Raw genomic sequence first — 24,036 nt, forward strand, 5'->3', positions numbered from 1 at the left:
GGCGGGGCGGCGACGGGGGCGGCCGTGGCCGCCGGCTGGCGCGGCGGCGGCGGGCTGGCGGCGTTGCCCGAGGGCGGCGGCGGCGGGGGCGGCGGGAGCGTCCCCTCGTCGGGCACATAGACCCCGCTCGGCGACGGTCCCGTCGCATAGGGATCGCCGCCGATGTCGACGGCGCTGGTCGGCAGGGCGATCCTCTGGCCCGGCGAGATGGCGGCGCGCGGCCCCAGGGCGTTCAGGTCGATCAGGGTCTGCACCGGCGTCTGGAACCGTCGACCGATGCCCGAGATGGTGTCGCCGGGCTGGATTTCATAGACGGCCCCGGCCGTGACGGTCCCGCCCGTCGCCGCCGGCGGCGGCGGGGCGGCGAAGCCTTCCGAGGCCGGGCCGGCGGCCGGCGCGGGCCGCGGCGAGGCGTTGACCGGCGCGTCCAGCGCCCCGCCCTCGATCTCGGCGACCGGGGCGGTCGTCGGCGGCGGGGCCTCGTCGGCGGGATTGGTCGCGCCGCGCACGCCCTCGCCGCTCGGCGCCGGCGCGGCGGGATAGGCCGGAACCCGCGCGGGCGGCGGCGGCGATCCGTCCGCGTGGATCGAATAGCGGGGCGCCGCCGGATAGCTGGCGCAGGCCGTCAGCGCCGCCGCCGCCAGCACCGCCAGGGCCCTGATCCCGAATCGAATCGTCATGCCGTCTCCCGCCCTTGGGTCGTCCCGGTGTGCCCCGACCGTCGCTTCAAGCCAACCCGCCAAAGGGCGCCAAAGTTGGGCGGGAAGGTTAACGGGGCGAGGGCTTGAGGCCTGGGGCGCAGAAATCAGGGACGGCAGATAAGGATGGAGGCGGCAGCGGACGCATCGGCCGGCCGCGGCCATCTCCCCCTGAGCCCCAAGCGCCAGGCCCCAGGTCCTACCCCTCCTTCGCCGTCCCCTCGACCAGCGGCACGAACCGGACCTCAGCCAGGCTCTCGCGGTGGAAACTGCCGTCCGGCTGGCCGACGTAGCGGTGCAGTCGCTGCACCGACGACCGCCCCACCGGACACACCAGTATGCCGCCCGGCTTCAGCTGGTGCAGCAGTTCGGTCGGCTCGCCCGGCGCCGCCGCCGTGACCATGATCCGGTCGAACGGCGCCTGTTCGGGCCAGCCCAGGCCGCCGTCGCCGTGCCGGGTGATGACATTGTCGATCTTCAGCGCCTTCAGCCGCGCCTCGGCCTCGGTCAGCAGGCTGCGGTACCGCTCGATCGAATAGACGTAACGGGCCAGCCGGCTCAGCACCGCGGCCTGGTAGCCGCTGCCCGTGCCGATCTCCAGCACCCGGTGGCGCGGCTGCACGTCCAGCGCCTGGGTCATCAGGCCGACGATATAGGGCTGGCTGATCGTCTGGGCGCAGTCGATCGGCAGGGCCTGGTCTTCCCACGCCTGGTCGAGGAATTTCTCGTGCACGAAGACGGCGCGGTCGATCGACTCCATCGCCGCCAGCACGCGCGGGTCGGTCACCCCCTGCTGCCGCAGCCCGAGGATCAGCCGTCCGGCCCTGTCGTCGTTCAGCTTCATCGGCCGGCCTTCAGCGACAGCCGGTCGGCGTAAAGCACCAGGTCCGACGGGCAGGGCGGCGACGCCGCCTCGGCGGCGGCGACGGCCCGCCCTCGCACCGCCACGCGCCGCCCGTCCCACTCACCCGCCGACCGGATGAACCGGCCGGTCAGGTCCACGACGAGGCAGCGTCCGTCGTCCAGCCACAGGACGCCGCGGGTGGAGGTCTCCGGGCGGGGCATGTCCAAGCGGCCCCGCACCCGGCAGTGCCCGGGCGCGGCGCAGCCGGAATCGATCCATGGCCGGTCCAGCCAGCCTGTCCGGGTCGTCTCTCCGGCGCATCCGGACAGGCCGAACGCCAGCGCCAGCGCGACCGCCCCCTTCATCACGCCGCCACCGTCTTCGGCGGCGCCCCGCCCAGCACGCCCTTCAGGTCGTGGATGCTCGGCGCATGGGTCAGGTCGATATGCAGCGGCGTAACCGAGATCTTGCCCTCGTCCATGGCCCTCAGATCGGTGCCCGGCGCGTGGTCCTGCTTTGTCCCCCGGAAGCTCATCCAGTAGTAGTCGCGGCCCCTCAGGTCGGTGCGCCTGACCGCGTGCATCTCGCCGATATCGCGAAAGCCCTGGCGTGTCACCTCGACCTCGGTCACGTCTTCCGGCGCGCGGTTGGGAAAGTTCAGGTTCATCACCACCCCGGCCTGCCACGGCTGGGCCAGCAGGCGCGAGATGATCGCCGGGGCATAGGCCTCGGACGTCTCCCAGTGGGCCGTCACCTCGTCGTGGAACCGCTCGAGGCTCTGGCTCAGGGCGATGGACCGGATGCCGAAGGCCATGCCCTGCAGCGCCCCCGCCACCGTCCCCGAATAGGAGCAGTCCTCGCCGACGTTATGCCCGCGATTGACCCCCGACAGCACCAGATCCGGCCGTTCGGGCATCAGGTCGTTGACCGCCAGCACGACGCAGTCGGTCGGCGTCCCGGTCACCGCGAACCGCTTCTCCGAGACCTGGTTGACCCGCAGCGGCTCGGTCAGGGTGATGCCCCGGCCCTTGCCCGACTGCTCGACCTGGGGCGCGCAGACCCAGACGTCGTCCGACAGGGTCCGCGCGATCCGCTCCAGGCATTCCAGCCCCTCGGCCTCGATGCCGTCGTCGTTGGTGAGGAGGATTCGCATGGGGTCTGACTAGTCCGAAGACCGCAGGGACGCATCCGAAAAAACAGTCCCCGGGCGTGCGGGCGTCCAGCAGCGCTGGTTCATCACCAAGGACACGAAGGAACACGAAGGGCGCCAAGGTACCGAGCCGGGTCCTTTTCCGCGGGCCTTGGGCCCGCCTTCAGGATTCTGGCGACGCCCCGGGAGCGCCGCTGGCCCGCCGAATCCTTCGTGACCTTCGTGTTCCTTCGTGTCCTTGGTGGAGAACCAGCCGTCGCCGGACCCGAACTCCGACGACCGGGTTCACCCCTAGCGCAGCACCTCGGCCCGGTCGGCCAGGATCACCACATCCTTGCGGCAGCCGTTGGTGATGTTCGAGCCCTGCCAGTCGTGGCTCTGGCCATGGTTGCGTTCGGCCCAGGCCAGGGTCCGGCCGGTGAAGCGCACCTGCGAGCCCGACAGGTCGCCCGAGGCCCGCTGCGCGTTGCGCGGCAGCGCCCCCGAGACGCAGGCGCGCGATCCCGGCGTGCGCAGGTCGCGCTGTTCGCCGAACAGCTGGAACTCCTCGCCCGTCACCCGCACCCAGCCGGTGAACTGGTCGGCCGCGGCGTCGAACCCGGCCGGCGGCGAGGCGGTGTCGGGGCCGGAAGCGCAGGCGGCCAGGGCCAGGGCCGCGAGTGCTGAAAGAAATACGGTTTTCATCGGCTATCCTCTTTCCGCTCATCCCGGCGAAAGCCGGGACCCGGTTCTTTGGGCGCACCGGCGCGACACGCGCATGACACCAACCCCACCCCCAGCCGCCAACGCCTCACAAAAGCACTGGGTCCCGGCTTTCGCCGGGATGAGCGGATAATTATAGACCAACGTGAGTCATGCCCTTGGGCATGTAAGGAACCAGCGCCTCGGGCACCCGGATCGACCCGTCCGCCTCCTGATAGTTCTCCATCACCGCCACCAGCGTCCGCCCGACCGCCAGGCCCGAGCCGTTCAGCGTGTGCACGAACTCCGTCTTCTTCTCCCCGGCCCGCTTGAACCGCGCATCCATCCGCCGGGCCTGGAAATCCCCGCAGTTGGAGCAGGAGCTGATCTCGCGGTACGTCCCCTGCGAGGGCAGCCAGACCTCCAGGTCGAAGGTCTTCTTCGCCGAAAAGCCCATGTCGCCCTTGCACAGCAGCATCCGGCGGTACGGCAGCTCCAGCTTCTCCAGCACCGCCTCGGCGCAGCGCACCATCCGCTCGTGCTCGGCCTCGCTGTCCTCCGGCTTCGCGATCGAGACCATCTCCACCTTGTGGAACTGGTGCTGCCGGATCAGCCCGCGCGTATCCCGCCCCGCCGACCCCGCCTCGGCCCGGAAACAGGGCGTCAGGGCGGTGTAGCGGATCGGCGTCGCCAGCTCGTCCTCGGACAGGATCTGCTCGCGGACGAGGTTGGTCAGGGAGACTTCGGCAGTCGGGATGAGCCAGCGCGGCCGCTCGAAGAACTTCATCTTTCGCTCTTCGATCTGGAGAATATTTCCGCGCTCGTTGTCCTCCAGGACCGGGACGTTATCGTCTGAGTAGATCAGGCCCTTCGCTACTTCACGATTGTCGGACCTATCGGCCGCCAAAATGCTGCTCGCGAAAAACAGATCATTCTCAAACTTCGGCAGCTGCCCCGTCCCGAACATCGCCTCGTCGCGCACCAGATACGGCGGATTGACCTCCAGATAGCCGTGCTCGTTCGTCTGCACGTCCAGCATGAACTGGCCGATGGCCCGTTCCAGCCGCGCCAGCCCGCCCTTCAGCACCGCGAACCGCGACCCCGACATCTTCGCCGCCGCCTCGAAATCCAGCAGGCCCAGGGCCTCGCCCAGGTCGGCGTGATCCTTGGCCGGTCCGCCCTCTCGCGGCACGCCCCACGGGGTCCCGACCAGCACGTTCCCCGCCTCATCCTCGCCGTCCGGCACATCGTCCGCCGCCAGGCTCTTCTGCGCCGCCAGCAGGCCGTTGGGCCCGAGAAGTCGGGCGTGCAGCGCCCGTTCGCGTTCGGCCGCCGACGCCATCTCGGCCTTCGTCGCTTCGACTTCCGCCATCAGCCGCGCGGCTTCGGCCTCGTCTCCCTGGCCCTTCGCCATGCCGATGGCCTGGGACAGCTTGCCCCTGCGGGCCGCGGCCATCTGGCCGAACGTCTGGACCTGCCGCAGGTCGTGATCGAGCTTGAGAATCTCATCGACCAGCCCCTGCGCGTCCGCCACCCCGCGCGACGACCAGCCGCTGACGAAGGCGGCGGGTTTGTCTCGAATGGCGCGGATGTCGTGCATGGTCGGTCTCGGTTCGGGGAGCGCCTGCTCTAACCCCCGCCGCGGATTCCGCCAACCCGCGCGCTTCCTTCTCCCCTCCGGGGGAGAAGGTGCCCCGGAGGGGCGGATGAGGGGGAGGCCCAATCCGGAACGGCCGCCAGACGCGTCGCTGTAACAGCCCCCTCATCCGAGCCGCTCCGCGGCCCACCTTCTCCCCCGAGGGGAGAAGGATTGCAGATGAAGACTCCCGCCCCTCCCCGATGGAGACTCTCGAGACATTTTTCCGCCCTTCCCGCCCCCTCGATCCAGCCGCCAAATCCCCGCCGACACCCCTGCGTCCGCTTCTGACGCATCCCTGTGCATAATGGCTCCAACCCCCACGGGGCCTGGTCTTTGACAGCACCAATCCTGGCCCGGAGCCGCTCAGGCCCCGGCCCCCGCCCCCTGCGACGCGCCCGCCGGTTCAACCGGAGTCGCCGCCGCATTTTTTTTCGGGCCGACCCTGCCATCCCGCCCCCCAACGCCGTCATCCTCGGGCTTGACCCGAGGATCAGACCGTCCGGTGCGCCGTGGCAGAGTTCGGGCGTGGATGCCGGGCCATCCCGGCCGTTCAGTCCGGACCCACCTCTGATCCTCGGGTCAAGCCCGAGGATGACGAACGGAGCGGACGCAGCGGACGCAGCGAACGCATTGGACGCTTCGGACGGTGTCTGCGGATCTACCCGGGTGAAAACCCGCCGCCCGGTAGACTCAGTGGACGCATCGGACGGTGTTTTTCCGGTTTCACCCCGACAAAACCCCGCCTCCGACCCTCAGATCAGCCCCGCCATCGGCGAACTCGCGCTGGCGTACATCCGCCTCGGCATCCGTCCGGCCAGATAACCCTGCCGCCCGGCGATCACCGCATGCTTCATCGCGCTGGCCATCAGGATCGGATCCTTCGCCCCCGCGATGGCGGTGTTCATCAGCACCGCGTCGCAGCCCAGCTCCATGGCCAGGGTCGCGTCCGAGGGCGTGCCCACCCCCGCGTCGACCAGCACCGGCACCCCGGCCTGCTCCACGATCAGCCGGATGTTGACCCGGTTCTGGATGCCGAGGCCCGAGCCGATCGGCGCGGCCGCCGGCATGATGGCCGCGGCGCCGGCCTCTTCCAGCCGCCTGGCCATGACCACGTCGTCGGTGCAATAGACCATGACGTCGAAGCCGTCGGCGACCAGCAGGTCCAGCGCCCTCAGGGTCTCGACCATGTCCGGATACAGGTGCGGCGTGTCCGACAGCACCTCCAGCTTGACCAGGTTCCAGCCCCCGGCCTCGCGCGCCAGCCGCAGGGTCCGCACCGCGTCCTCGCCGGTGAAACAGCCGGCGGTGTTGGGCAGGAAGGTGAACCGGTCCGGCTTCACATGGTCGACCAGCATCGGCTGCGACGGATCGCTCAGGTTCACCCGCCGCAGCGCCACGGTGACGATCTCCGCCCCCGCCGCCTCGGCCGCCGCCGCGTTCTGCGAATAGTCGGCGTATTTGCCGGTGCCGACGATCAGCCGGCTGCTGAACGTCCGTCCGGCGACGGTCCATGTGTCCTGGGGAGCGGTCATGGACGGGGTTTAGCCGGTCGACGGCCCGAGTCGAAGCCCCCCTGCCCCGCGACCTATCCGCCGCCGCCCGCCCTGGCGTCCCGCGCCTCGATCAGGGCCGAGACGTTGATGTCCGAGCCGACCACGCAGGTGTCGGCGCTCAGCGGGCAGATGCCCAGGGTCCGCTCGATCTCGCGCAGCCGCACCACTTCGGGGTTGGAGCGGATCGATTCGGCCAGCAGCCGGTTGGCCTCGGCCTGGCCCCGCGCCTGGGCGATGCGCGCCTCGGCGTTGGCCCGCTCCAGATTGACCCGCTCGAGGGCGGCGCGGGTGTTCTGCTCGGCCGTGGTGCGCGACTGGATCGCCGCCAGCACCGTCTCCGGATAGCGGATCGAGCCGACCCACTCCATGCGGATGATCTCCAGCCCCTGCGGCGTCCATTCGCGCTGCAGGGCCTGCATCGCCCGCTGCAGCACGATCTGGCGTCCGGGGCCGATCAGCTGGCCGGGGCAGTCGTCGGCGTCGGGCGTGCCCGGGGCCGCGACGGGAGCGCCCGGCGCGATCGGCTGGACATTCGGGGTCGCCGACTGCTGCGCGTTGCAGGCCACCGGCAGCTTCTCGGTCTCCCGCGCGATCGCCGCCCGCACCGAGGTTCGCAGCGGCCCGTCGATGAAGGCGTCGAACTCCTGCCGCCAGGTCGCGTACAGGTCCGCCGCCTTGTCCTCGCGGATGCGGAAGGTCAGGGCCACGTCCGCCGTCATCGGCAGGCCCAGCACGTCCGAGAAGGTGATCTCCTCGTTCTCGCGCCCGTCGGCGTTCGGCTCGCGGGTGTAGGAATAGGTCCGCTGCAGGGTCTGGTAGGTGCGGATCTTCTCGCCGATGCCCTCCCAGTGGAAGCCGGGCCCCAGTTCGCTGCGCTGGACCCCGGGGTTGGGACCGAACTTCGTGGTCTTGATGCCCATGTAGCCGCTCTCGACCGTGACGCTGCACGAGCTCACCGAGAGCGTCGAGATCAGGATCAGGACGATGATCACGACGACCAGGCCGATCGTGCGCCGCACCGACCCGCCTCCGCCGCCGCCGATCGGCAGGTTCATTCCGGACAGTCCCGATCCAAAGTTCGACATTCGCCCCGGCCCTCAACGCTTCAATGATTTGACGGCCCAGGCCCACAGCCGCGACGCGGCCCAGACCAGCGCCAGAATGCCCGCGATGCCGACGACCGACGCGGTGACCAGGCTGCCCGCGAAATGGGCCTCCAGGATCGCCGGCACGGCGTAGCGGATCAGGAAGATGAAGGCGATGACCAGGCCGGCGATCCCGGCGGCCACGCCCAGGGCGGTCTTGATCTCGCGGTCCATCGGCCCCTCCCTGCCGGCCATCTGAGCGCACTCGCGCCGATTGCGCAAAGCCTTTGCGCCGGAACGCCGGCCTTCGGGTCGGAACAAACCCTCTCGACGGCCCGGCGGGCTGCCGCTAGGTCGGGATCGCCGGTCGCGCCGGAACGGGGAACGCCAGCTTGTCCATCGCCAAAGTCTTCGGCGACCGCCGCCACGCCTGGGCCTTCTGGCTGGGCTGCCTGACCGTGACCGTCGGCGTCGCCCTGCACCTGCCCATGTACTGGATGGGTCGTCACATGGATTTCCACCTCGTCGGCATGCCCATGGACGCCGGCATGATGTGGGGCATGGCCCTGATCCTCGCCGGCATCGCCCTGACCGCCTTCGGCCTGCTGCCGGCCCACAAGGGCGACCAGACGCCGCTTGAGATCCTCGCCCCGCCCGAGGACGCCCCCCTGACCGCGGCCCACTGGGCCATGTGCGCCCTGCTGGCGGTGGCCCTGATCGTCGACATCATGAAGCCCGCCAGCCTCGGCTTCGTGGTCCCGGGCATGCGCGAAGAATACGGGCTCACGAAAGCCGCGGCGGCCATCCTGCCCTTCGCCGCTCTCAGCGGCACCGTGGTCGGCTCCTTCGTCTGGGGCTGGCTGGCCGACATCTACGGCCGCCGGGCCTCGATCCTGCTGTCCTCGGTGATGTTCGTCGGCACCTCGATCTGCGGCGCCATGCCCGATTTCTGGTGGAACGTCGGCATGTGTTTCCTGATGGGCGCGGCCGCCGGCGGCATGCTGCCCGTGGCCTACGCCCTTCTGGCCGAGATCATGCCGACCCGGCATCGCGGCTGGGCGCTGGTGCTGGTCGGCGGCATCGGCGCGGTCGGCGGCTATTTCGCCGCCAGCGCCCTGTCCGCCTGGCTCCAGCCCGACTGGGGCTGGCGGATCATGTGGTTCCTGAACCTGCCCACCGGCCTGTTGCTGATCGCTCTCAGTCCGTTGCTGCCGGAGTCGGCGCGCTTCCTCCAGCACGTCGGGCGAGGCGAGGAGGCCCGGGCCATGATGGCCCGCTTCGGCGCCCGTGTGCAGGCTGTCGTGGCGGCGCCCGTCGAGGAAAGCCACTCCCACCTCCCCCCGGTGGACCGCCGCCACCTGGCCGTCACCATCGCCCTGACCCTCGCCGCCCTGGCCTGGGGTCTCGTCAATTTCGGCGTCCTGCTGTGGCTGCCCAGCGCCCTTGTCGCCGAGGGCCGCAGCGTCGAGGCCGCCTCGGCCCTGATCGCCAAGTCGACCCTGATCGCGGCCCCGACCATCCTGCTGTCGGTCTGGCTCTACAGCGCCTGGAGCACCCGCGGGGCGCTGGCCCTCATGCTGGGCGTCACCGCGACGGGCCTGTTCGGCCTGCTGTTCCGCAGCATGGGCGTCGCCTTCCTCGCCGACCCCGTTGTTCCGCTGGCCCTGCTCATCGTCGGCTCCAGCGGCGTGATCGCGATCATCCTGCCCTACACGGCCGAAAACTATCCGCTGCGCATCCGGGGCCGGGCGACCGGCTGGATCGCCGGCTGCAGCAAGCTGGGCGGTCTTCTGGCCCAGGGCCTGAGCGTGCTGGCCGCCGCCCCGCCGCTCGGAGCCGCCGCGGCCGTGGTCGGCGGTCTCGCCGTCGCGGCCCTCGGCCTCATCGCCTTTCTGGGGCGGGAAACTCGCGGACGTGACCTTCGGGATCTGGAGGATCCGCGCTGAGCGCGATTCAGCCGCCGCCGACGAACTGGACCAGTTCGATCCGGTCGCCCTCGGCCAGCGCCGTTGCCCCGTGCAGCGACCGGGGCACGATCTCCAGATTGCGCTCGACCGCCACCTTGCGGGCATCCAGGCCCAGTTCCTCGACCAGGGCCAGAATGGTCGCCGCCGCGACTTCGCGGAGTTCTCCGTTGACCTGAAGGCGCATGCCGTTACGTCAATCTTCCAAGGGCGGTTTGATAACCGCCACGCCTCGGCTAAAAGGCCCGTCCGATTCCGGTCGGAACCCACAGTTCCACGAGCTCATGCCCGAACAAACCGTCCTCTACGTCCTGAACGGCCCGAACCTCAACCTTCTTGGGGCGCGCGAACCCGACATCTACGGATATGAGACCCTGGCCGACGTCCAGGCCCTGTGCGAACGCGCCGCCGGCGGCGCCACAGTCGTCTTCCGCCAGACAAATCACGAGGGCGAACTGATCGACTGGGTCCATGAGGCGCGCGAAAAGGCAACGGCCCTGGTGCTCAACCCCGCCGGCTACGGCCACACGTCCGTGGCCCTGCTGGACGCCCTGAAGGCGCTGAATATCCCGGTCGTCGAATGCCATCTGTCGAACCCGGCGGCGCGCGAGCGTTTCCGGCATCGCTCCTATGTTTCGCCGGTCGCGGCCGGCGTGGTTTCGGGCTTCGGCCCGTTCAGCTACGAACTGGCCGTCAAGGCCGCCCTTCGGCTGGCGCAGGAACGCGCCGCCGCGTCGGGCCGTTCGGTTTAAAGGACAACGAGAGGCTCCCATGGCCGAATCCAAGACGCCCGCTCCGAAGCTCAAGAACGACGTCGAGATCGACACCTCGCTGGTGCGCTCGCTGGCGGACATTCTCAACGATACGGACCTGACCGAAATCGAGGTCGAGCGCGGCGAGCTGCGCATTCGCGTCGCCCGCGAGGTCGCCGTGGCCGCGCCCATGCAGTATGCGGCCGCCCCCGCCCCGCTCGCCCAGGCCCCCGCCGCGTCTCATGCTCCGGCGCCGGCGTCCATGCCGTCGGATCCCGCCACCATCGTCGCCCGGTCGGGCGAAGAGGTGAAGTCGCCGATGGTCGGCACGGTCTATCTGCAAGCCTCGCCGGAAGCGCCGCCGTTCGCCCTGGCCGGCGACAAGGTCAAGAAGGGCCAGACCCTGCTGATCGTCGAGGCCATGAAGACGATGAATCCGATCCAGTCCCCCCGCGACGGCGTGGTCAAGGAAATCCTGGTCGGCGACGCCCAGCCGGTCGAGTTCGGCGAGCCCCTCGTCCTGCTCGAGGCCTAGGCCATGTTCACCAAGGTTCTCATCGCCAACCGCGGCGAAATCGCCCTGCGGATTCACCGCGCGTGCAAGGAGATGGGCATCTCCACCGTCGCCGTTCACTCGGAAGCCGATCGCGGGGCCATGTGGGTGCGGCTGGCCGACGAGAGCGTCTGCATCGGTCCGGCGCCCGCGGCCAAGTCCTATCTGAACATCCCGTCGATCATCGCGGCGGCCGAGATCACAGGCTCCCAGGCGATCCACCCCGGCTACGGCTTCCTGTCCGAGAACGCCCGCTTCGCCGAGATCGTCGAGGCTCATGGCATGACCTTCATCGGGCCCAGGCCCGAGCATATCCGCATCATGGGCGACAAGATCACCGCCAAACAGACCGTGCTCGAGGCCGGCATCCCCTGCGTGCCCGGATCGGCCGGCGAGGTCGAGACCGTCGAGGCCGCAATCAAGGCCTCGAAAGCGATCGGCTTCCCCCTGATCGTCAAGGCGGCGGCCGGTGGCGGCGGACGTGGCATGAAGGTCGCTCTGACCGCCGACGACCTGGTCGAGGCCGTCCAGACCGCCCAGTCCGAAGCCCTCGCCGCCTTCGGCAACGGCGCGGTGTATATGGAACGTTACCTTCAGAAGCCGCGTCACATCGAGCTGCAGGTCATCGCCGACAGCCACGGCAACGTCGTCCACCTGGGCGAGCGCGACTGCTCCCTGCAGCGTCGCCACCAGAAAGTGATGGAGGAGGCCCCTTCGCCGGCCTTGTCGGCGGTCGAGCGGGCCCAGATCGGCCGAACCGTCAATGAGGCCATCGGCAAGATCGGCTACCTCGGCGTCGGCACCATCGAATTCCTCTGGGAAGACGGCGAGTTCTTCTTCATCGAGATGAATACCCGGCTGCAGGTCGAGCATCCGGTTACGGAAATGATCACCGGCGTTGACCTTGTCCGTGAGCAGATCCGCATCGCGGCGGGTCTGCCGCTGTCCTTTTCCCAGGAGGACGTCCATTTCGAAGGCCACGCCATCGAATGCCGGATCAACGCCGAGAACGCCGAGACCTTCACCCCGTCGCCCGGCACGATCACCGACTTCCACGCCCCCGGCGGCCTGGGGGTGCGGCTGGATAGCGCCATCTACGCCGGCTATTCGATCCCGCCCTATTACGACAGCCTGATCGGCAAGCTGATCGTCCATGGTCGCGACCGCGAGGAGTGCATCGCCCGCCTCCGCCGGTCGCTGAACGAGATGGTCGTCGGCGGCATCGACACCACCATTCCCCTGTTCCAGAAGCTGTTGGCCGAGCCCGACATCCTGTCCGGCGACTACGACATCCACTGGCTGGAGCACTGGGCCAGACGCCAGAAGGGCGAAGCCTAGGGCCGGTGGACGAACCCCGTTTCAGCGCCGGCGGCCCGTTTGGCGGCTTCGGTCCCGACGAACTGCTGAACTGCTACGCCACCGGCGTCTTCCCTATGGGCGAGGGCCGCGATGATCCCCGCGTCTTCCTGGTCGAGCCGGAACAGCGCGGCGTCGTTCCGCTGGACCGGTTTCATATCCCGCACCGACTGAGGCGGACCGTTCGCGCCGGAGCGTTCGACATCCGTCTCGACACCGCTTTCGAGGCGGTGCTCGACGCCTGCGCCGCCGCCGGACCGGGCCGTGAGGACAGCTGGATCAACGCCCCGATCCACCGCCTCTACGGCGAACTGAACGCCCGCGGCCACGCCCATTCGGTCGAATGCTGGCGCAACGAACGGCTGGTCGGCGGCCTGTACGGCGTCACCCTCGGCGGAGCCTTCTTCGGCGAAAGCATGTTCAGCCGCGAGCGCGACGCCTCGAAGGTCGCCCTCGTCCACCTGGTGGCCCGGCTGAAACGCGGCGGCTGGCGGTTGCTGGATGCGCAGTTCCTGACCAGCCATCTCAGCCAGTTCGGCGCGATTGAGACGTCACAGGCAGCCTATCTGGAACTGCTGCGGGCGGCGCGCGTCCTGCACCCGAACATCCGGTCGCTCTTCGAGCCGATGACGGGCGCGGAAGCGATCTTCTATGCCTTGCAGCCGACCACCCAGGCGTCATAGATCGGATGCTGCAGCCCGCTGACCGCGGGCGAGGAGGCGAACATCCAGCCCCGGAAGATCTGGCGCGGCTCGCTGACCTGGATCACCCCGCGCGGCTGAAGGCTGACTTCAAGATAGGCGACGGCGTCGGCCACCTGCTCGTCGGGCGCGGACACTTCGCAGGCCCGGACGGTGAAGATCAACGTCTTCTGGAAACGCACCGGCCGGCCGCCGACCTCGACCTCGAACCGCATGGATTCGGCCGTGATCTTGTCGATGGCCTCGACGATGGCGACGCGGCGGCGTTGACGGCGCGCCGGAGCGGCGGGGGTTTCGTCGCGCCTGGCGACCGGCGCCTCGGCCTCTTCGCCTTCCTTATCGTCGGCGTCATCCACCAGGTTGTCGTCAGCGATGATGATCGCGGGTACGGGCGGAGCCACTGCGACAGGGGAGGCCGGCGCCGGCGCGGCTTCCGGCGCGGGTTCGACCGGCGGAGGCAGCGGCGACGACGTCTGGCGGTTCAACTCGGCCGTCGGATCCTGGACCGGCACTGCCTCCTGGGGAAGGTCATTGACGGCGGAAGCGACGACGCCGCCCGACGACAGCAACGCCGCCGCGATCACGCCCGTCAGTATGGAGCGCCGGAGCGTCATTCCGGACGCCAGGCTTGATAGTCGCCGGTCGCGGCCGGACGCTTGCCCTCGGCCGCCAGCGAACCCTGCGGCCGCCAGGCCATGGGCGTGCCGGTCAGATTGGGCAGGTGGTCCTCTTCCCAGGCGCGACGCGCCAAGGGCTGGTCGGTCGGCAGTTCGTCGTAGGTGTAGTGCAGCCAGCCGTGCCAATCGGGCGGCACCTTGGAGGCGTCGGCATAGCCGTTGTAGGTCACCCAGCGTCGACGGCGCCCGTCATAGCTCGAGGCGTCGCGCGACAGGTAGTAGCGATTGCCGAACTCGTCGGTCCCCACGTGATCGCCCCGCCTGGCGATGGTGAAAAAGGTGCCGATGGTGGCGCCGCTGGTCCAGCCGAAAATCCTGCCTAGCACGTCGGGAAATCCACTTGCGATCAGTCGCAGCGGCGGAGGCCGGCGACGCAGGCGCAATCATAGAAAGCAGCGGCCCCCGCGTCCAGCGTCGCGCACACCGCCCGGACCTCAACATCCTGGGGGTAACCGGGGTTAGCAACGCCAGATTTATTGCGGCTCGGGCGGCGACGCCGCTAGTCTGTCCGAAAGGCCACGTCGAGACCGCCGCATGCGCTTTCCCTTCGCCTCGCACGCCGCCGCGATGCATCGTCCGGTCCGGGAGATCGAACGCGCCGATCGGATCGACGTCGTTCGCGCGCCCGCGGGCTGGACCGACGTCCAGATCGAGGCCTGGCTGGACTGGGCCGACGCGGAAGGACTGGCCGCGACCGGCGAGGACCCGCTGGCGACGATCGCCGCCGCCTGCGCGCGGCGCCTTTCCGACGACGACAGGGAGGCGCTGGCGGCGACCATGCTGCTGGGTCTCGCCTGTCCGGCGCGGGCGGCGAACGTCGCGATCGGCATAATGGACCTGTCCGAACCCGGCGCCGAAGGGCGGTTGGCGACCGAGGCGGCCCGGCGACGGTCCGGTCGGCTCGCGGCGGGAGCGGTCGAAGCCGCGGCGGAGGCGCTGGACCGGGTGGCCGATGCGGTCACACGCTGCGAGGGCCCCCTCACTGACTGCGCCGATCCGCTGCGGAACCCGGCGCTCGCGCGCGCCGCCCTCGCCGCCCGCCGGACCGGGGCGAGCGACGCGGACATCGTCCGGGCCATGCAGGGCGAGCGATACGAGTGCTCGCCCGTGCCTGCGCCGTCGGCGCCGCCTCGAGTCGTCCTGGCCGACCGCGGCGTGATCGCCTCGGCCGCGCCGGATACGCTGATTGGCGAGGCCGCACTGGACGGCGACCTGATCCTCACCTTCGATCCCGACGTGGCCGGGGCCGTCGCCGAATCCGCGGGCGCGCCCGCAGTCCTGCTGTCCCTGCCCGCCCTGGAGCGGATCTCCGGACCAGGATTCAAGGCGGCGCTCCGCGATCTGGCGGCCCTCTGGACAAGGGCCCTCGCGGCCGGGGGCGCAGGGGTCGTGGCCGTCGGACTGGGCGGACTGGCGGATGTTATTCTGGCGGAGCAGACGCCCGCCAGTCCCGGGCGCGCAGGCGAACTGGCGAATCTGGTCCGCGAGGCGGCCGGCGCGGCGAGGCTGTCCCTGTTTGTAGACGACGTAGAGGCCGCCCTGCGGCTGGGCTTGTCGCCGCTTTCGGCCCTCGAGGCCTGGGAGACCGCCGATGGCGGCGTGGCCCGGCGATTGCGACCGTCGCTGGCCATGGCGATCCAGCGCGACGGCAGCGACGTGGAGTCGGCGGAACGGAGTCTGTTCGGCCGCCGAACCCTCGTCGACGCGCCGGGCGTCGATCACGCGGCCCTGCGCCAGAAGGGTTTCACCGACGTGGAACTTGAAGGCGTGGAGAGCGCCCTCGCCCACGTCGACCGGCTCGCCGACGCCTTCCGTTCTCCGGTGCTGGATGCGGGGTTCCTGCGGGACGTCCTGGGTCTCGAACAGGCCGTTGAGGATGTGCTGGCGAAGCTCGGCTTCCCGCCGGAGGATGTCGCGCTGGCCGAGGCCTGGGCCCTCGGGCACGCCGATCTCGCTTCGTGGGACGGGGCCCCGGAGGGGCTTTCGACGGTCCTGGCGGACCCGGCGGCCTTCGAACTGGGGCTTCGCGCCGAATTGGAGGCCGCGAGCGCGGTTCCCGACACCGCTCCTACGATCATGGACTGGCGCACCACGGCGCCGCAGGCCGCGCGCCTTCTGACCGACGCCGCGCGCGCCGGGCGGCGCGCGATCCGGCTGATGCGGGCCGCGCCGCCGACCGGCCCCCTGCTTGAGCTGCCCGACCTCGATTCGACGTCCCGGCCGCGTCGGTGGGAGCCTGAAACCCGGGCGGTCGAACGGGTTGTGGAAAAGGTCGTCGAGCGTGATCGCGCTCGTCGCAAACTTCCGGATCGCCGCAAGGGCTATATCCAGAAAGCCGCCGTAGGCGGACACAAGGTCTATATTCACACCGGCGAGTACGAGGATGGAGAACTCGGCGAGATCTTCATCGACATGCACAAGGAAGGCGCGGCCTTTCGCTCGCTGATGAACAATTTCGCCATCGCGATCTCCATCGGACTCCAGTACGGCGTGCCGCTGGACGAATTTGTCGACGCCTTCGTCTTCACCCGGTTCGAGCCGGCCGGGCAGGTGACGGGCAACGACTCGATCCGGTCGGCGACCTCCATTCTCGACTACATCTTCCGGGAATTGGGCGTGTCCTATCTGGATCGGCATGAGCTGGCCAACGCCGAGCCCGACCCGCTCAACGGCAACGGTCTCGGCACGCTCGAGGGCGATGGCGAGACGCCCGCGGCCGTGCCGGCGGCCCGCTTCATCTCCAAGGGCTTCGCCCGCGGCGCCGCGCCGGACAATCTGGTCGTCCTGCCGTTCGGACAGAAGCGCGACACGCCCCCGACGCCGCCGGCGGTCACGGAGGCCGTGGCCTGCCCGGCCTGCGGCGATTTCTCGCTGCAGCAGCGCGGCGCAGGCTGGATCTGCGACACCTGCGGCGCGGCGCCCTCGATGCAGGGTTGATCAACGATTTGGCGCCATGATGGCCCGTGTCTTGCTTCGCCCCGACGCCGAGACCGGAGCCCGCCATGAAGCCGATCCTGACCGCCGCCGTCATCGCCGCCCTTGTCGGCGCGGCCCAGCCCGCCTTCGCCCAGAACGCCGGCCAGATCGCGCGGGTGCGCGGCGGGGCCAGCTGTGCGGGCTGCAACCTGTTCCAGGCCGGCCTCTCGGGACTGCAGGCGCGCGGCCTGAACCTTTCGGGCGCAAGGCTGCGCCAGGCCGATCTGAGCCTGGCGGTGATGAACCGGACCCGCTTCTCCAACGCCGACCTGCGCGACGTCGAGGCCTACGGCGGGGTTTTCTCCGGCTCGAACTTTTCCGGCGCCAACCTGACCAACGCCAGCTTTGTGGGGACCTATCTGGAGGGTGCGGCCTTTTCCGGCGCGACCCTGACCGGCGTCAATTTCTCGGGCGCCTCGCTGCGCGGCGCGACGGGGCTGAGTCAGGCCCGACTGAACCAGGCTTGCGGCGACGAGGCGACGCAACTGCCGCGCGGCCTGTCCATTCCCCGCTGCTAGATCGCCCCCGACCTTACGGCGATTTAAGTAGGGTTTGTCGGTGTTTGGAGGCATGACAAGGACGTGAAAAAGATCGCCGCACCCCTGTTCCGTCGCCTCTCCGCCGCCGGTCTTGCGCTCGGCGCCGCCGTCGCCGCCCTGGCTGTCGCCGGGCCGGCGAGCGCCGAAATCCAGTTCCAATTCCAGTATCAGGACCGCGACGTCGCCCGGATGGTGTCGTTGGGCGGTTCCTGCAACCGCTGCGAACTGTCCGGCCGGGACCTGACCGGCGCGGCGTTCACCGGGGCCGTCTTCACCAACGCCACCCTCGTCGGCGCCAATCTGCGCGGAGCCGAGCTGGTGGGCTCCAACTTCTCGGGCAGCGATTTCAGCCGCGCCGACCTTTCCGGCGCCGAGATGGTGGGCGCCAACTTCACGGGCGCGAATTTCTCCGGAGCCGATCTGTCGGGCGCCGAGGCCATGGTCGCGACCCTGGTGCGGGTGCGGCTGAACGGCGCCAACCTCACGGGCGCCGCCCTGAACGGGGCCAATATGAATGGCGCGATCCTGATCGGGGCGGATCTGAGCGACGCCGAGGTCAATGCGGCCACCCTGGCCAATGTCAGCGGGCGCGGGGCGGACTTCTCCGGCGCCGAGGTCGCCATGTCGAACCTGTCGAACGGCGACTTCCGCTCCGCCGACTTCAGCGACGCCACCCTGAACGGCGCGCGCCTGACCGGCGGCAATTTCGCCGGCGCCAATTTCAGGGGGGCGGAGATGAACCGCGCCGATATTCGCGCCGCCGACCTGTCCGGAGCCCGCGGCCTGAGCCAGGAACAGATCAGCCGCACCTGCGGCGACGCCGGCACCCGTCTGCCGGCCCGCCTGACGGTTCGGACCTGTCGCGGCGTCAGCCTGCGGGTCTCGCCGCCGACGCCCCCCGCGCCGCCCGTCCCGCCGCGGGTGCGGAACCTGGTGGTCGCCAGCAGCGATCGGTGATCCGAAGGCCGCGGTCACGAGACAGCGGCCTTCTTCCATACAGTCTCAGCCCTTGAGCGGCAGGGCCGCACGGATGTGCAGCTCCTTGTACTGACGCTCGGCCGCGTCCGACGGCGCGCTCATCAGCAAATCCTGGCCCTGCTGGTTCAGCGGGAAGGCGATGACCTCGCGGATGGCGGTCTGGTTGGCCAGCAGCATGACGATGCGGTCGATGCCGGGGGCCAGGCCGCCGTGCGGCGGCGCGCCGTAGCGGAAGGCGTTCAGCATGCCGCCGAACTGATCCTCGACCACCGAGGCGTCGTAGCCGGCGATATCGAAGGCCTTGAGCATGATGTCGGCCTTGTGGTTCCGGATCGCGCCGGAGCACAGCTCGTAGCCGTTGCAGACGATGTCGTACTGGTAGGCGAGGACGTCGAGCGGGTCCTTGCTGGTCAGGGCCTCCATCTCGCCCTGCGGCATCGAGAACGGGTTATGCGAGAAGTCGACCTTCTTCTCTTCCTCGCTCCACTCGAACATCGGGAAGTCGACGATCCAGCAGAATTTGAACTCGTCGTCCGAGATCAGGTTGAGGTCCTGGCCCAGCTTCGTCCGCGCGTTGCCCGCGAACTTGTAGAAGACCGACGGGTCGCCGGCGGCGAAGAAGGCGGCGTCGCCCTTGCCCATGGCCAGGGACTTCATCAGGGCGTCGGTCGCCTCGGCGCCGAGGTTCTTGGCGATCGGGCCGCCCCAGCCGCCCTGGTCCTCGGACCAGAAGATGTAGCCGAGGCCCGGCTGGCCCTCGCCCTGGGCCCAGGAGTTCATGCGGTCGCAGAAGGCGCGCGAGCCGCCGGTCGGCGCCGGAATGGCCCAGACGGCGTTCTTTGCGTCACCGGCGAGGATCTTGTTGAACAGGCCGAAGCCGCCGTCGCGGAAATGATCGCTGACGTCGGACATCTCGATCGGGTTGCGCAGGTCCGGCTTGTCGGTGCCGAACAGGGCGATGCTCTCGCGATAGGGAATGCGGACGAAGGGATAGGGGTCGACCTTCTTGCCGTCGGCGAACTCCTCGAACACCCCATGCATGACGGGCTCGATCGCGGCAAAAACATCCTCTTGCGTGACGAAGCTCATCTCGACGTCGAGCTGGTAGAATTCCAGCGAGCGATCGGCGCGCAGGTCCTCGTCGCGGAAACAGGGGGCGATCTGGAAGTAGCGGTCGAAGCCTGAGACCATGAGCAGCTGTTTGAACTGCTGCGGGGCTTGGGGAAGGGCGTAGAATTTGCCCGGGTGCAGGCGCGACGGCACCAGGAAGTCGCGCGCGCCTTCGGGCGACGAGGCCGTCAGGATCGGGGTCTGGTACTCGAGGAAGCCCTGCTCGACCATGCGCTGGCGGATCGAGGAGATCACGCGCGAACGCAGCACGATGTTCTTGTGCAGGGTCTCGCGGCGCAGGTCGAGATAGCGGTGCTTGAGGCGGATGTCCTCGGGATATTCGGGCTCGCCGAAGACCGGCAGGGGCAGTTCGGCGGCCTCGGACAGGACCTCGACGCCGGTGACGCGCAGTTCGATCTCGCCGGTCGGCAGGTTGGGGTTCACCACCGAGCCTTCGCGGGCCACGACCTCGCCGTCGACGCGGATGACGCTCTCGGCGCGCAGGCGCTCGACGGCCTCGAAGCCCGGCGTCTCCGGGTGCAGCACCAGCTGGGTCAGGCCATAGTGGTCGCGCAGGTCGATGAACAGCAGGCCGCCGTGGTCGCGCTTGCGGTGCACCCAGCCGGACAGGCGGACATTCGCGCCCGCGTCGGTCAAACGGAGGGCGCCGCAGGTGTGGGAGCGGTAGGCGTGCATGGGCGGTTCGTCTTGGATCAGGGGCCGCGAGGGCCGCAATTCGGGAGGCCGGAAGGGCGCATCATCGCCCCGGAAAGTCAAGGTTTGCGGGGTCTCCGACACGGTTTCCGTGATCTCCGCCAAAAAATGCAAATTCCGCCACTCTCGAGACATTCGCCCTCCCGCTGTCTGTGCACATCAAGCCAAACACGCCGGTGCGTCAGAAGCGGACGCAGGGCCGCCAAGGCCCGGCGGCGGCGGGACATTGAACCCGCCAGGACGGGCTTCGGCGGCGTTCAGACCCGGCGGCGGGGATGCCGGGTCACGGAGATCCGCCCTGGGGCGGAGGGGCGAGAGTCCCGCTTTTCTGTCCCCGGAAGGGCGGGCGGTGGAGGGCGGGAGTCCCGTTTCGGGGCGTGTCCACAGGCGCGCGCTCTTGTCCACCGTCGCAGGCAGTCCCAAGGCCCCGGTCTGCTATGATGAACGCAATGACCATCCGTCCCATGCCCGCCGACCAGATGCGACTGCCGCTCCAACGCGACCTGCCGGACGGCGCGGAGGGCTTTGTGACGTCCGACTGCAACCGGGCGGCGGTCGAGGCCCTGGAGGACTGGCCGAACCTGATCGGCGGGGCGATGGCGATCTGCGGCCCTGCGGGATGCGGCAAGAGCCGACTGGCGCAGATCTGGGCCGAGCGGGTCGGGGCGGTGGCCATCCACGGGGCCGAGGCGGCGTCGATCGACCCGCTGGAACTGGAGGGACGGCCGGTCCTGCTGGATCCGGCGCGGGAGGTCGACGACGAGACCCTGTTCCACCTGATCAACCTGGCCCAGGCGCCGGGCGGCGCGCTGCTGATGGTGGCGCGATCGGCGCCGTCGAGCTGGTCGGTCGCCCTGCCCGACCTCCGCTCGCGACTGGACGCGGTGATCAGCGTGCCGATGGCGGCGCCCGACGACGCCGTGCTGGCCGCCATGCTGGAGGCGCGGTTCGCCGAGCGGGGCATCCGGCCGCAGAAGGACGTGATCCCCTATCTGCTGCGCCGCATCGACCGGTCGGCGGCGGCGGCTGAAGCCGTGGTCGAGACCCTGGACGCCCTGCACAAACCCGTGACGCGGGCGCTGGCGCGGGACGTGATGGACGACGGACATGAGACCTCCGATCTTTTCGACTAGTTGCTGGCGTCCCGGTCGCGACTGAACGCGCGTAAACGCCCCGAAGCCGTGTCCGACGCCGGTTCAGGCTGGCGAGCGGCGGGATCAGCCCCATCTGTCAGCCTTCGTCGAGCGCGGACCGGCCGTCCCGGTCCGATCGTCCGGTCCGCGCGGGAACCTTGCGCCGGGTGTCGCATCCAACGGTGGAAGAACCGGGAGCACGATATGCGGAACCTGAGACACGCCAATCACGACAGCCTGGACGAGGCCGGACTGGTCCGTCTGGCCCAGGCTGGCGACGGCGAAGCTTTCCGGGTCATCATGCAGCGCGGCAATCAACGTCTGTTTCGGGTGGCGCGCGGCGTGGTTCGCGACGACGGCGAGGCGGAGGACGTGCTGCAGGAGGCCTACGCCTGCGCCTTCGCAGCCATCGGCGGATTCCGCGGCGAGGCCGGGATGATGACCTGGCTGACCCGCATCGTGCTCAACGAGGCCCGCGGCCGGCTGCGGCGACGGCGGCCGATGGTCCAGCTTGACCAGATCGAGGCGGCCCAGATGGACGGAGCCCGGGTGATACCCTTTCCGAACGCCTTCGGCAGCGCCGGCCCCGAGGCGGACGCGGCCCGCGCCCAGATCCGCGGCCTGATCGAACAGGCTGTAGACGATCTGCCCGAGGCCTTCCGGATGGTCTTCATCATGCGCGACGTCGAGGAGTGCAGCATCGAGGAGACGGCGGCCACGCTCGATCTGAAACCCGAGACGGTGAAGACCCGGCTGCATCGCGCCCGGCGAATGTTGCGCACCGCGCTGGACGCCCGTCTGGCCAGCACCATGGTCGAAGCCTTCCCGTTTCTGGGCGCCCGCTGCAACCGGATTACCGAGGCCGTGCTGGCCCGGTTGGCGGCGGAGGGACATCTGGTTCAGTCGGGAACCTCCGCGGCGGTGTGACATCCAATCGGGAGCGGCCGGATCCCCGGCCGGTTTCCAAGGAGTCCCCATGTTCAGAACCCTCGTTGTCGCCGCCGCCATGGCGCTGGCCCCGATCACGGCTTGCGCGGCCCAGGAGGCCGGGCCCACCGACCCCCAGATCGCCCACATCGCCTATACCGCGGGCCAGCTGGATGTCGCCGCCGCCCGACAGGCGCTGAAGAAGTCGACCAATCCCGAGGTTCGCGCCTTCGCCGAACTGATGGCGCGCGACCACGCGGCCGTGAACGACCAGGCCGTGGCCCTGGTCACCCGGCTGCAGGTGACGCCCGAGGCCAATCCGACCAGCACGGCCCTGACCGAGGCCGCCGCCGCGACCCACGCCCGGCTGGAAGCGCTGGACGGCGCCGCGTTCGACGCGGCCTATGTGGCCAACGAAGTGGCCTTTCACCGGACGGTCAACGACGCCCTGAGCGAAACCCTGATCCCGCAGGCCGACAACGTCGAACTCAAGGCGCTGCTGGAGACCGGGCTGAGCCTGTTCCAGTCGCACCAGGCCCACGCCGAAGATCTGGCCGTCTCGGTCCGGTAGGCGCGTCATGGAAGCCGCCGATCCGACGCGCCGCGCGGTCCTGCTGACCGTCGCGGCCTCGGCCGCCGCCGCCGCCCTTCCGGCGGCAGCGCGGGCGAGAACCCACACCATCGTCATGGAGAAAATGCGGTTCGGGCCGTCGCCGGCCGGCCTTCGGGTCGACGACACCATCGTATGCAACCGGGACCTGTTTCGCCACACGGCCACGGCGCGCGACCGGTCCTTCGACATCGATCTGCCCCCCGGAGCCAGCGGACGGACCGTGATGCGCAGGGCGGGGAGTCTTCCCTACATCTGCCGCTTCCATCCCGGCATGACAGGGCGATTGACGGTCTCGGCCTGATCTGGAGCGAAGCGGGTCAGCCGGGACGGCTGGCCTGCGTCGCTTAACGACTTGTTCACCATAGGTTCAGGCAGACAGGCGCAGCCTTTCAGCCTTGTCGGGTCTCACGTCGCGGCTCCGATGAAAGGCGACCGCGGCTCCGGACGAAGGAGACGTTCAGATGACGAAACACCTGATGATCGGCGCCCTGGCGCTGGCGGCCCTGACCGCCCTGCCCGCCGGCGCCTCGGCCCAGTCGTGGGGCTATGGCGACCGCGACCGGGACGGCCGCTACGAGCGCTGGGAACGGCGCGCGGACCGCAACCGGCATGACGGGGGCCGCTATACCGACCGGGAACGCTACAACGACTGGCGCCGCGGCCGGCGCGACCAATGGCGCGACCGCTACGACCGTCCGCCCTACGGCCACGCCTATGGCTACCGCCGCTGGCATCGCGGGGCGGTCATTCCGTACGACTATCGCCGCAGCTGGTACGTGGACGACTACCGCCGCTACGGCTGGCGCGCCCCGCCGCGCGGCTACGGCTACTACCGGACCGACAGCGGCGACATCGTGGTCGCCGCCATCGCGACCGGGGTGATCCTGTCCCTTCTGAATGATTGAGGACGGCGGCTGACGAATGAGCCCGCCCGGAGCGATCCGGGCGGGTTTTTCGTTATGCCGCCGGGACGACAGGAGGTCAGGATGAAGCGCACCGGCGGATGCAACTGCGGACAGGTCCGGTACGAACTGGACGGAGAGCCGATCCGCGTCGGCCTGTGCCATTGCGAAACCTGCCGCAAGCTCACGGGCTCGGCCTTTTCCCACTACGGGGTCTGGCCCCGGGGGAGCGTCCGCATCTCGGGAGAGACGGGATGCTGGGAGGTCCGCGCGGGCGGTGACCGGTTCTGCCGGACCTGCGGCGCCTCGCTGTTCACCTGGGTCGAGGGCGAGGACGAGATCGAGGTGAAGCTCGGCGCCCTTGACGGCCCGCCGAACGGACTCGAGCCGCAATACGAGCTGTGGACCATCCGGCGCGAGCCGTGGCTGGCCCCGCGGGAGGGCGCGGAGCAGTGGGAGCGCGACCGGGCGGGCTGACGCCCCCTCCCTCC

Annotated in this window: 27 protein-coding genes; 14 read left to right on the forward strand and 13 right to left on the reverse strand. The window is 69.7% G+C overall.

Annotated elements, in window-relative coordinates; all coding sequences use genetic code 11:
* The 9 genes from Q8Q71_RS00005 to Q8Q71_RS00045 form a co-directional block, all read right to left on the reverse strand.
* Positions 1-680 (reverse strand): LysM peptidoglycan-binding domain-containing protein (locus Q8Q71_RS00005; protein ID WP_305757594.1); only part of this gene is annotated, 680 nt, incomplete at its 3' end.
* A gap of 217 nt (positions 681-897) precedes the next feature.
* Complete coding sequence (locus tag Q8Q71_RS00010; RefSeq protein WP_305757595.1) at positions 898-1,542, reverse strand: protein-L-isoaspartate(D-aspartate) O-methyltransferase; 645 nt, start codon at positions 1,540-1,542, stop codon at positions 898-900.
* On the reverse strand, positions 1,539-1,907 hold the full coding sequence (locus tag Q8Q71_RS00015) for a hypothetical protein (RefSeq protein ID WP_305757596.1): 369 nt from the start codon (positions 1,905-1,907) through the stop codon (positions 1,539-1,541). The genes Q8Q71_RS00010 and Q8Q71_RS00015 overlap by 4 nt, the downstream gene beginning before the upstream one ends.
* Entirely contained in the window at positions 1,907-2,695 is a 789-nt protein-coding gene (gene surE / locus Q8Q71_RS00020) for a 5'/3'-nucleotidase SurE (protein WP_305757597.1), read from the reverse strand. Before surE ends, Q8Q71_RS00015 begins: the two co-directional genes overlap by 1 nt.
* A gap of 288 nt (positions 2,696-2,983) precedes the next feature.
* A complete protein-coding gene (locus Q8Q71_RS00025) occupies positions 2,984-3,376 on the reverse strand; it encodes a hypothetical protein (RefSeq protein WP_305757598.1) in 393 nt (130 codons plus the stop codon).
* Positions 3,377-3,527: 151 nt separating this feature from the next.
* Entirely contained in the window at positions 3,528-4,973 is a 1,446-nt protein-coding gene (serS, locus tag Q8Q71_RS00030) for a serine--tRNA ligase (protein WP_305757599.1), read from the reverse strand.
* A gap of 791 nt (positions 4,974-5,764) precedes the next feature.
* The gene (locus Q8Q71_RS00035) at positions 5,765-6,544 is read right to left on the reverse strand and encodes a thiazole synthase (RefSeq protein ID WP_305757600.1); all 780 of its coding nucleotides are present in this window, start codon (positions 6,542-6,544) and stop codon (positions 5,765-5,767) included.
* Between the two features lie 53 nt (positions 6,545-6,597).
* Positions 6,598-7,620 carry an SPFH domain-containing protein gene (locus tag Q8Q71_RS00040; RefSeq protein ID WP_305757601.1) on the reverse strand — a complete coding sequence of 341 codons (1,023 nt, stop codon included), beginning with the start codon at positions 7,618-7,620 and terminating at the stop codon, positions 6,598-6,600.
* Positions 7,621-7,662: 42 nt separating this feature from the next.
* Entirely contained in the window at positions 7,663-7,884 is a 222-nt protein-coding gene (locus Q8Q71_RS00045; protein ID WP_305757602.1) for a hypothetical protein, read from the reverse strand.
* Between the two features lie 158 nt (positions 7,885-8,042).
* Between Q8Q71_RS00045 and Q8Q71_RS00050 the strand changes: the two genes are divergently transcribed.
* Entirely contained in the window at positions 8,043-9,596 is a 1,554-nt protein-coding gene (locus tag Q8Q71_RS00050; RefSeq protein ID WP_305757603.1) for an MFS transporter, read from the forward strand.
* Between the two features lie 7 nt (positions 9,597-9,603).
* Here the strand turns inward: Q8Q71_RS00050 and thiS are convergent, their stop codons facing one another.
* A complete protein-coding gene (gene thiS / locus Q8Q71_RS00055) occupies positions 9,604-9,801 on the reverse strand; it encodes a sulfur carrier protein ThiS (protein WP_305757604.1) in 198 nt (65 codons plus the stop codon).
* A 97-nt stretch (positions 9,802-9,898) separates the two neighbouring features.
* Here thiS and aroQ point away from each other — a divergent pair, with 97 nt between their 5' ends.
* The 4 genes from aroQ (at position 9,899) to aat (ending at position 12,958) form a co-directional block, all read left to right on the forward strand.
* Positions 9,899-10,366, forward strand: a complete 468-nt coding sequence (aroQ, locus tag Q8Q71_RS00060; RefSeq protein ID WP_305757605.1) for a type II 3-dehydroquinate dehydratase — start codon at positions 9,899-9,901, stop codon at positions 10,364-10,366.
* Between the two features lie 19 nt (positions 10,367-10,385).
* A complete protein-coding gene (gene accB / locus Q8Q71_RS00065; protein WP_305757606.1) occupies positions 10,386-10,901 on the forward strand; it encodes an acetyl-CoA carboxylase biotin carboxyl carrier protein in 516 nt (171 codons plus the stop codon).
* Between the two features lie 3 nt (positions 10,902-10,904).
* Entirely contained in the window at positions 10,905-12,257 is a 1,353-nt protein-coding gene (gene accC / locus Q8Q71_RS00070) for an acetyl-CoA carboxylase biotin carboxylase subunit (RefSeq protein WP_305757607.1), read from the forward strand.
* A 95-nt stretch (positions 12,258-12,352) separates the two neighbouring features.
* On the forward strand, positions 12,353-12,958 hold the full coding sequence (aat, locus tag Q8Q71_RS00075) for a leucyl/phenylalanyl-tRNA--protein transferase (RefSeq protein ID WP_371315914.1): 606 nt from the start codon (positions 12,353-12,355) through the stop codon (positions 12,956-12,958).
* Here the strand turns inward: aat and Q8Q71_RS00080 are convergent.
* Positions 12,925-13,590 (reverse strand): DUF2155 domain-containing protein, encoded by a 666-nt coding sequence (locus Q8Q71_RS00080; RefSeq protein ID WP_305757609.1) that lies wholly within the window; start codon positions 13,588-13,590, stop codon positions 12,925-12,927. The genes aat and Q8Q71_RS00080 overlap by 34 nt on opposite strands.
* Positions 13,587-13,979 (reverse strand): NADH:ubiquinone oxidoreductase subunit NDUFA12, encoded by a 393-nt coding sequence (locus Q8Q71_RS00085; RefSeq protein ID WP_305757610.1) that lies wholly within the window; start codon positions 13,977-13,979, stop codon positions 13,587-13,589. The genes Q8Q71_RS00080 and Q8Q71_RS00085 overlap by 4 nt, the downstream gene beginning before the upstream one ends.
* Before the next feature lie 208 nt (positions 13,980-14,187).
* Here Q8Q71_RS00085 and Q8Q71_RS00090 point away from each other — a divergent pair, with 208 nt between their 5' ends.
* The 3 genes from Q8Q71_RS00090 (at position 14,188) to Q8Q71_RS00100 (ending at position 18,125) form a co-directional block, all read left to right on the forward strand.
* Positions 14,188-16,590 (forward strand): TSCPD domain-containing protein, encoded by a 2,403-nt coding sequence (locus Q8Q71_RS00090; RefSeq protein ID WP_305757611.1) that lies wholly within the window; start codon positions 14,188-14,190, stop codon positions 16,588-16,590.
* Between the two features lie 65 nt (positions 16,591-16,655).
* Positions 16,656-17,147 (forward strand): pentapeptide repeat-containing protein, encoded by a 492-nt coding sequence (locus Q8Q71_RS00095; RefSeq protein ID WP_305757612.1) that lies wholly within the window; start codon positions 16,656-16,658, stop codon positions 17,145-17,147.
* Positions 17,148-17,210: 63 nt separating this feature from the next.
* Positions 17,211-18,125 (forward strand): pentapeptide repeat-containing protein, encoded by a 915-nt coding sequence (locus Q8Q71_RS00100; protein ID WP_305757613.1) that lies wholly within the window; start codon positions 17,211-17,213, stop codon positions 18,123-18,125.
* 45 nt (positions 18,126-18,170) lie between these two features.
* On the opposite strand, the gene aspS is transcribed toward Q8Q71_RS00100, so the two are convergent.
* Positions 18,171-19,952 carry an aspartate--tRNA ligase gene (gene aspS, locus Q8Q71_RS00105; RefSeq protein ID WP_305757614.1) on the reverse strand — a complete coding sequence of 594 codons (1,782 nt, stop codon included), beginning with the start codon at positions 19,950-19,952 and terminating at the stop codon, positions 18,171-18,173.
* 467 nt (positions 19,953-20,419) lie between these two features.
* Here aspS and Q8Q71_RS00110 point away from each other — a divergent pair, with 467 nt between their 5' ends.
* The 6 genes from Q8Q71_RS00110 (at position 20,420) to Q8Q71_RS00135 (ending at position 24,022) form a co-directional block, all read left to right on the forward strand.
* Positions 20,420-21,103 (forward strand): DnaA/Hda family protein, encoded by a 684-nt coding sequence (locus Q8Q71_RS00110; RefSeq protein ID WP_305757615.1) that lies wholly within the window; start codon positions 20,420-20,422, stop codon positions 21,101-21,103.
* A 204-nt stretch (positions 21,104-21,307) separates the two neighbouring features.
* Positions 21,308-22,030: an RNA polymerase sigma factor gene (locus Q8Q71_RS00115; protein ID WP_305757616.1), complete on the forward strand. Its 723-nt coding sequence runs from the start codon at positions 21,308-21,310 to the stop codon at positions 22,028-22,030.
* A 49-nt stretch (positions 22,031-22,079) separates the two neighbouring features.
* A complete protein-coding gene (locus Q8Q71_RS00120; protein WP_305757617.1) occupies positions 22,080-22,601 on the forward strand; it encodes a DUF4142 domain-containing protein in 522 nt (173 codons plus the stop codon).
* A 7-nt stretch (positions 22,602-22,608) separates the two neighbouring features.
* Positions 22,609-22,944: a plasmid stabilization protein gene (locus Q8Q71_RS00125; protein ID WP_305757618.1), complete on the forward strand. Its 336-nt coding sequence runs from the start codon at positions 22,609-22,611 to the stop codon at positions 22,942-22,944.
* 160 nt (positions 22,945-23,104) lie between these two features.
* Complete coding sequence (locus Q8Q71_RS00130) at positions 23,105-23,548, forward strand: RcnB family protein (RefSeq protein WP_305757619.1); 444 nt, start codon at positions 23,105-23,107, stop codon at positions 23,546-23,548.
* 81 nt (positions 23,549-23,629) lie between these two features.
* Complete coding sequence (locus Q8Q71_RS00135; RefSeq protein ID WP_305757620.1) at positions 23,630-24,022, forward strand: GFA family protein; 393 nt, start codon at positions 23,630-23,632, stop codon at positions 24,020-24,022.
* Positions 24,023-24,036 lie beyond the last annotated feature (14 nt).

Source organism: Brevundimonas sp. (genome assembly GCF_030704825.1).
GTDB lineage: Bacteria > Pseudomonadota > Alphaproteobacteria > Caulobacterales > Caulobacteraceae > Brevundimonas.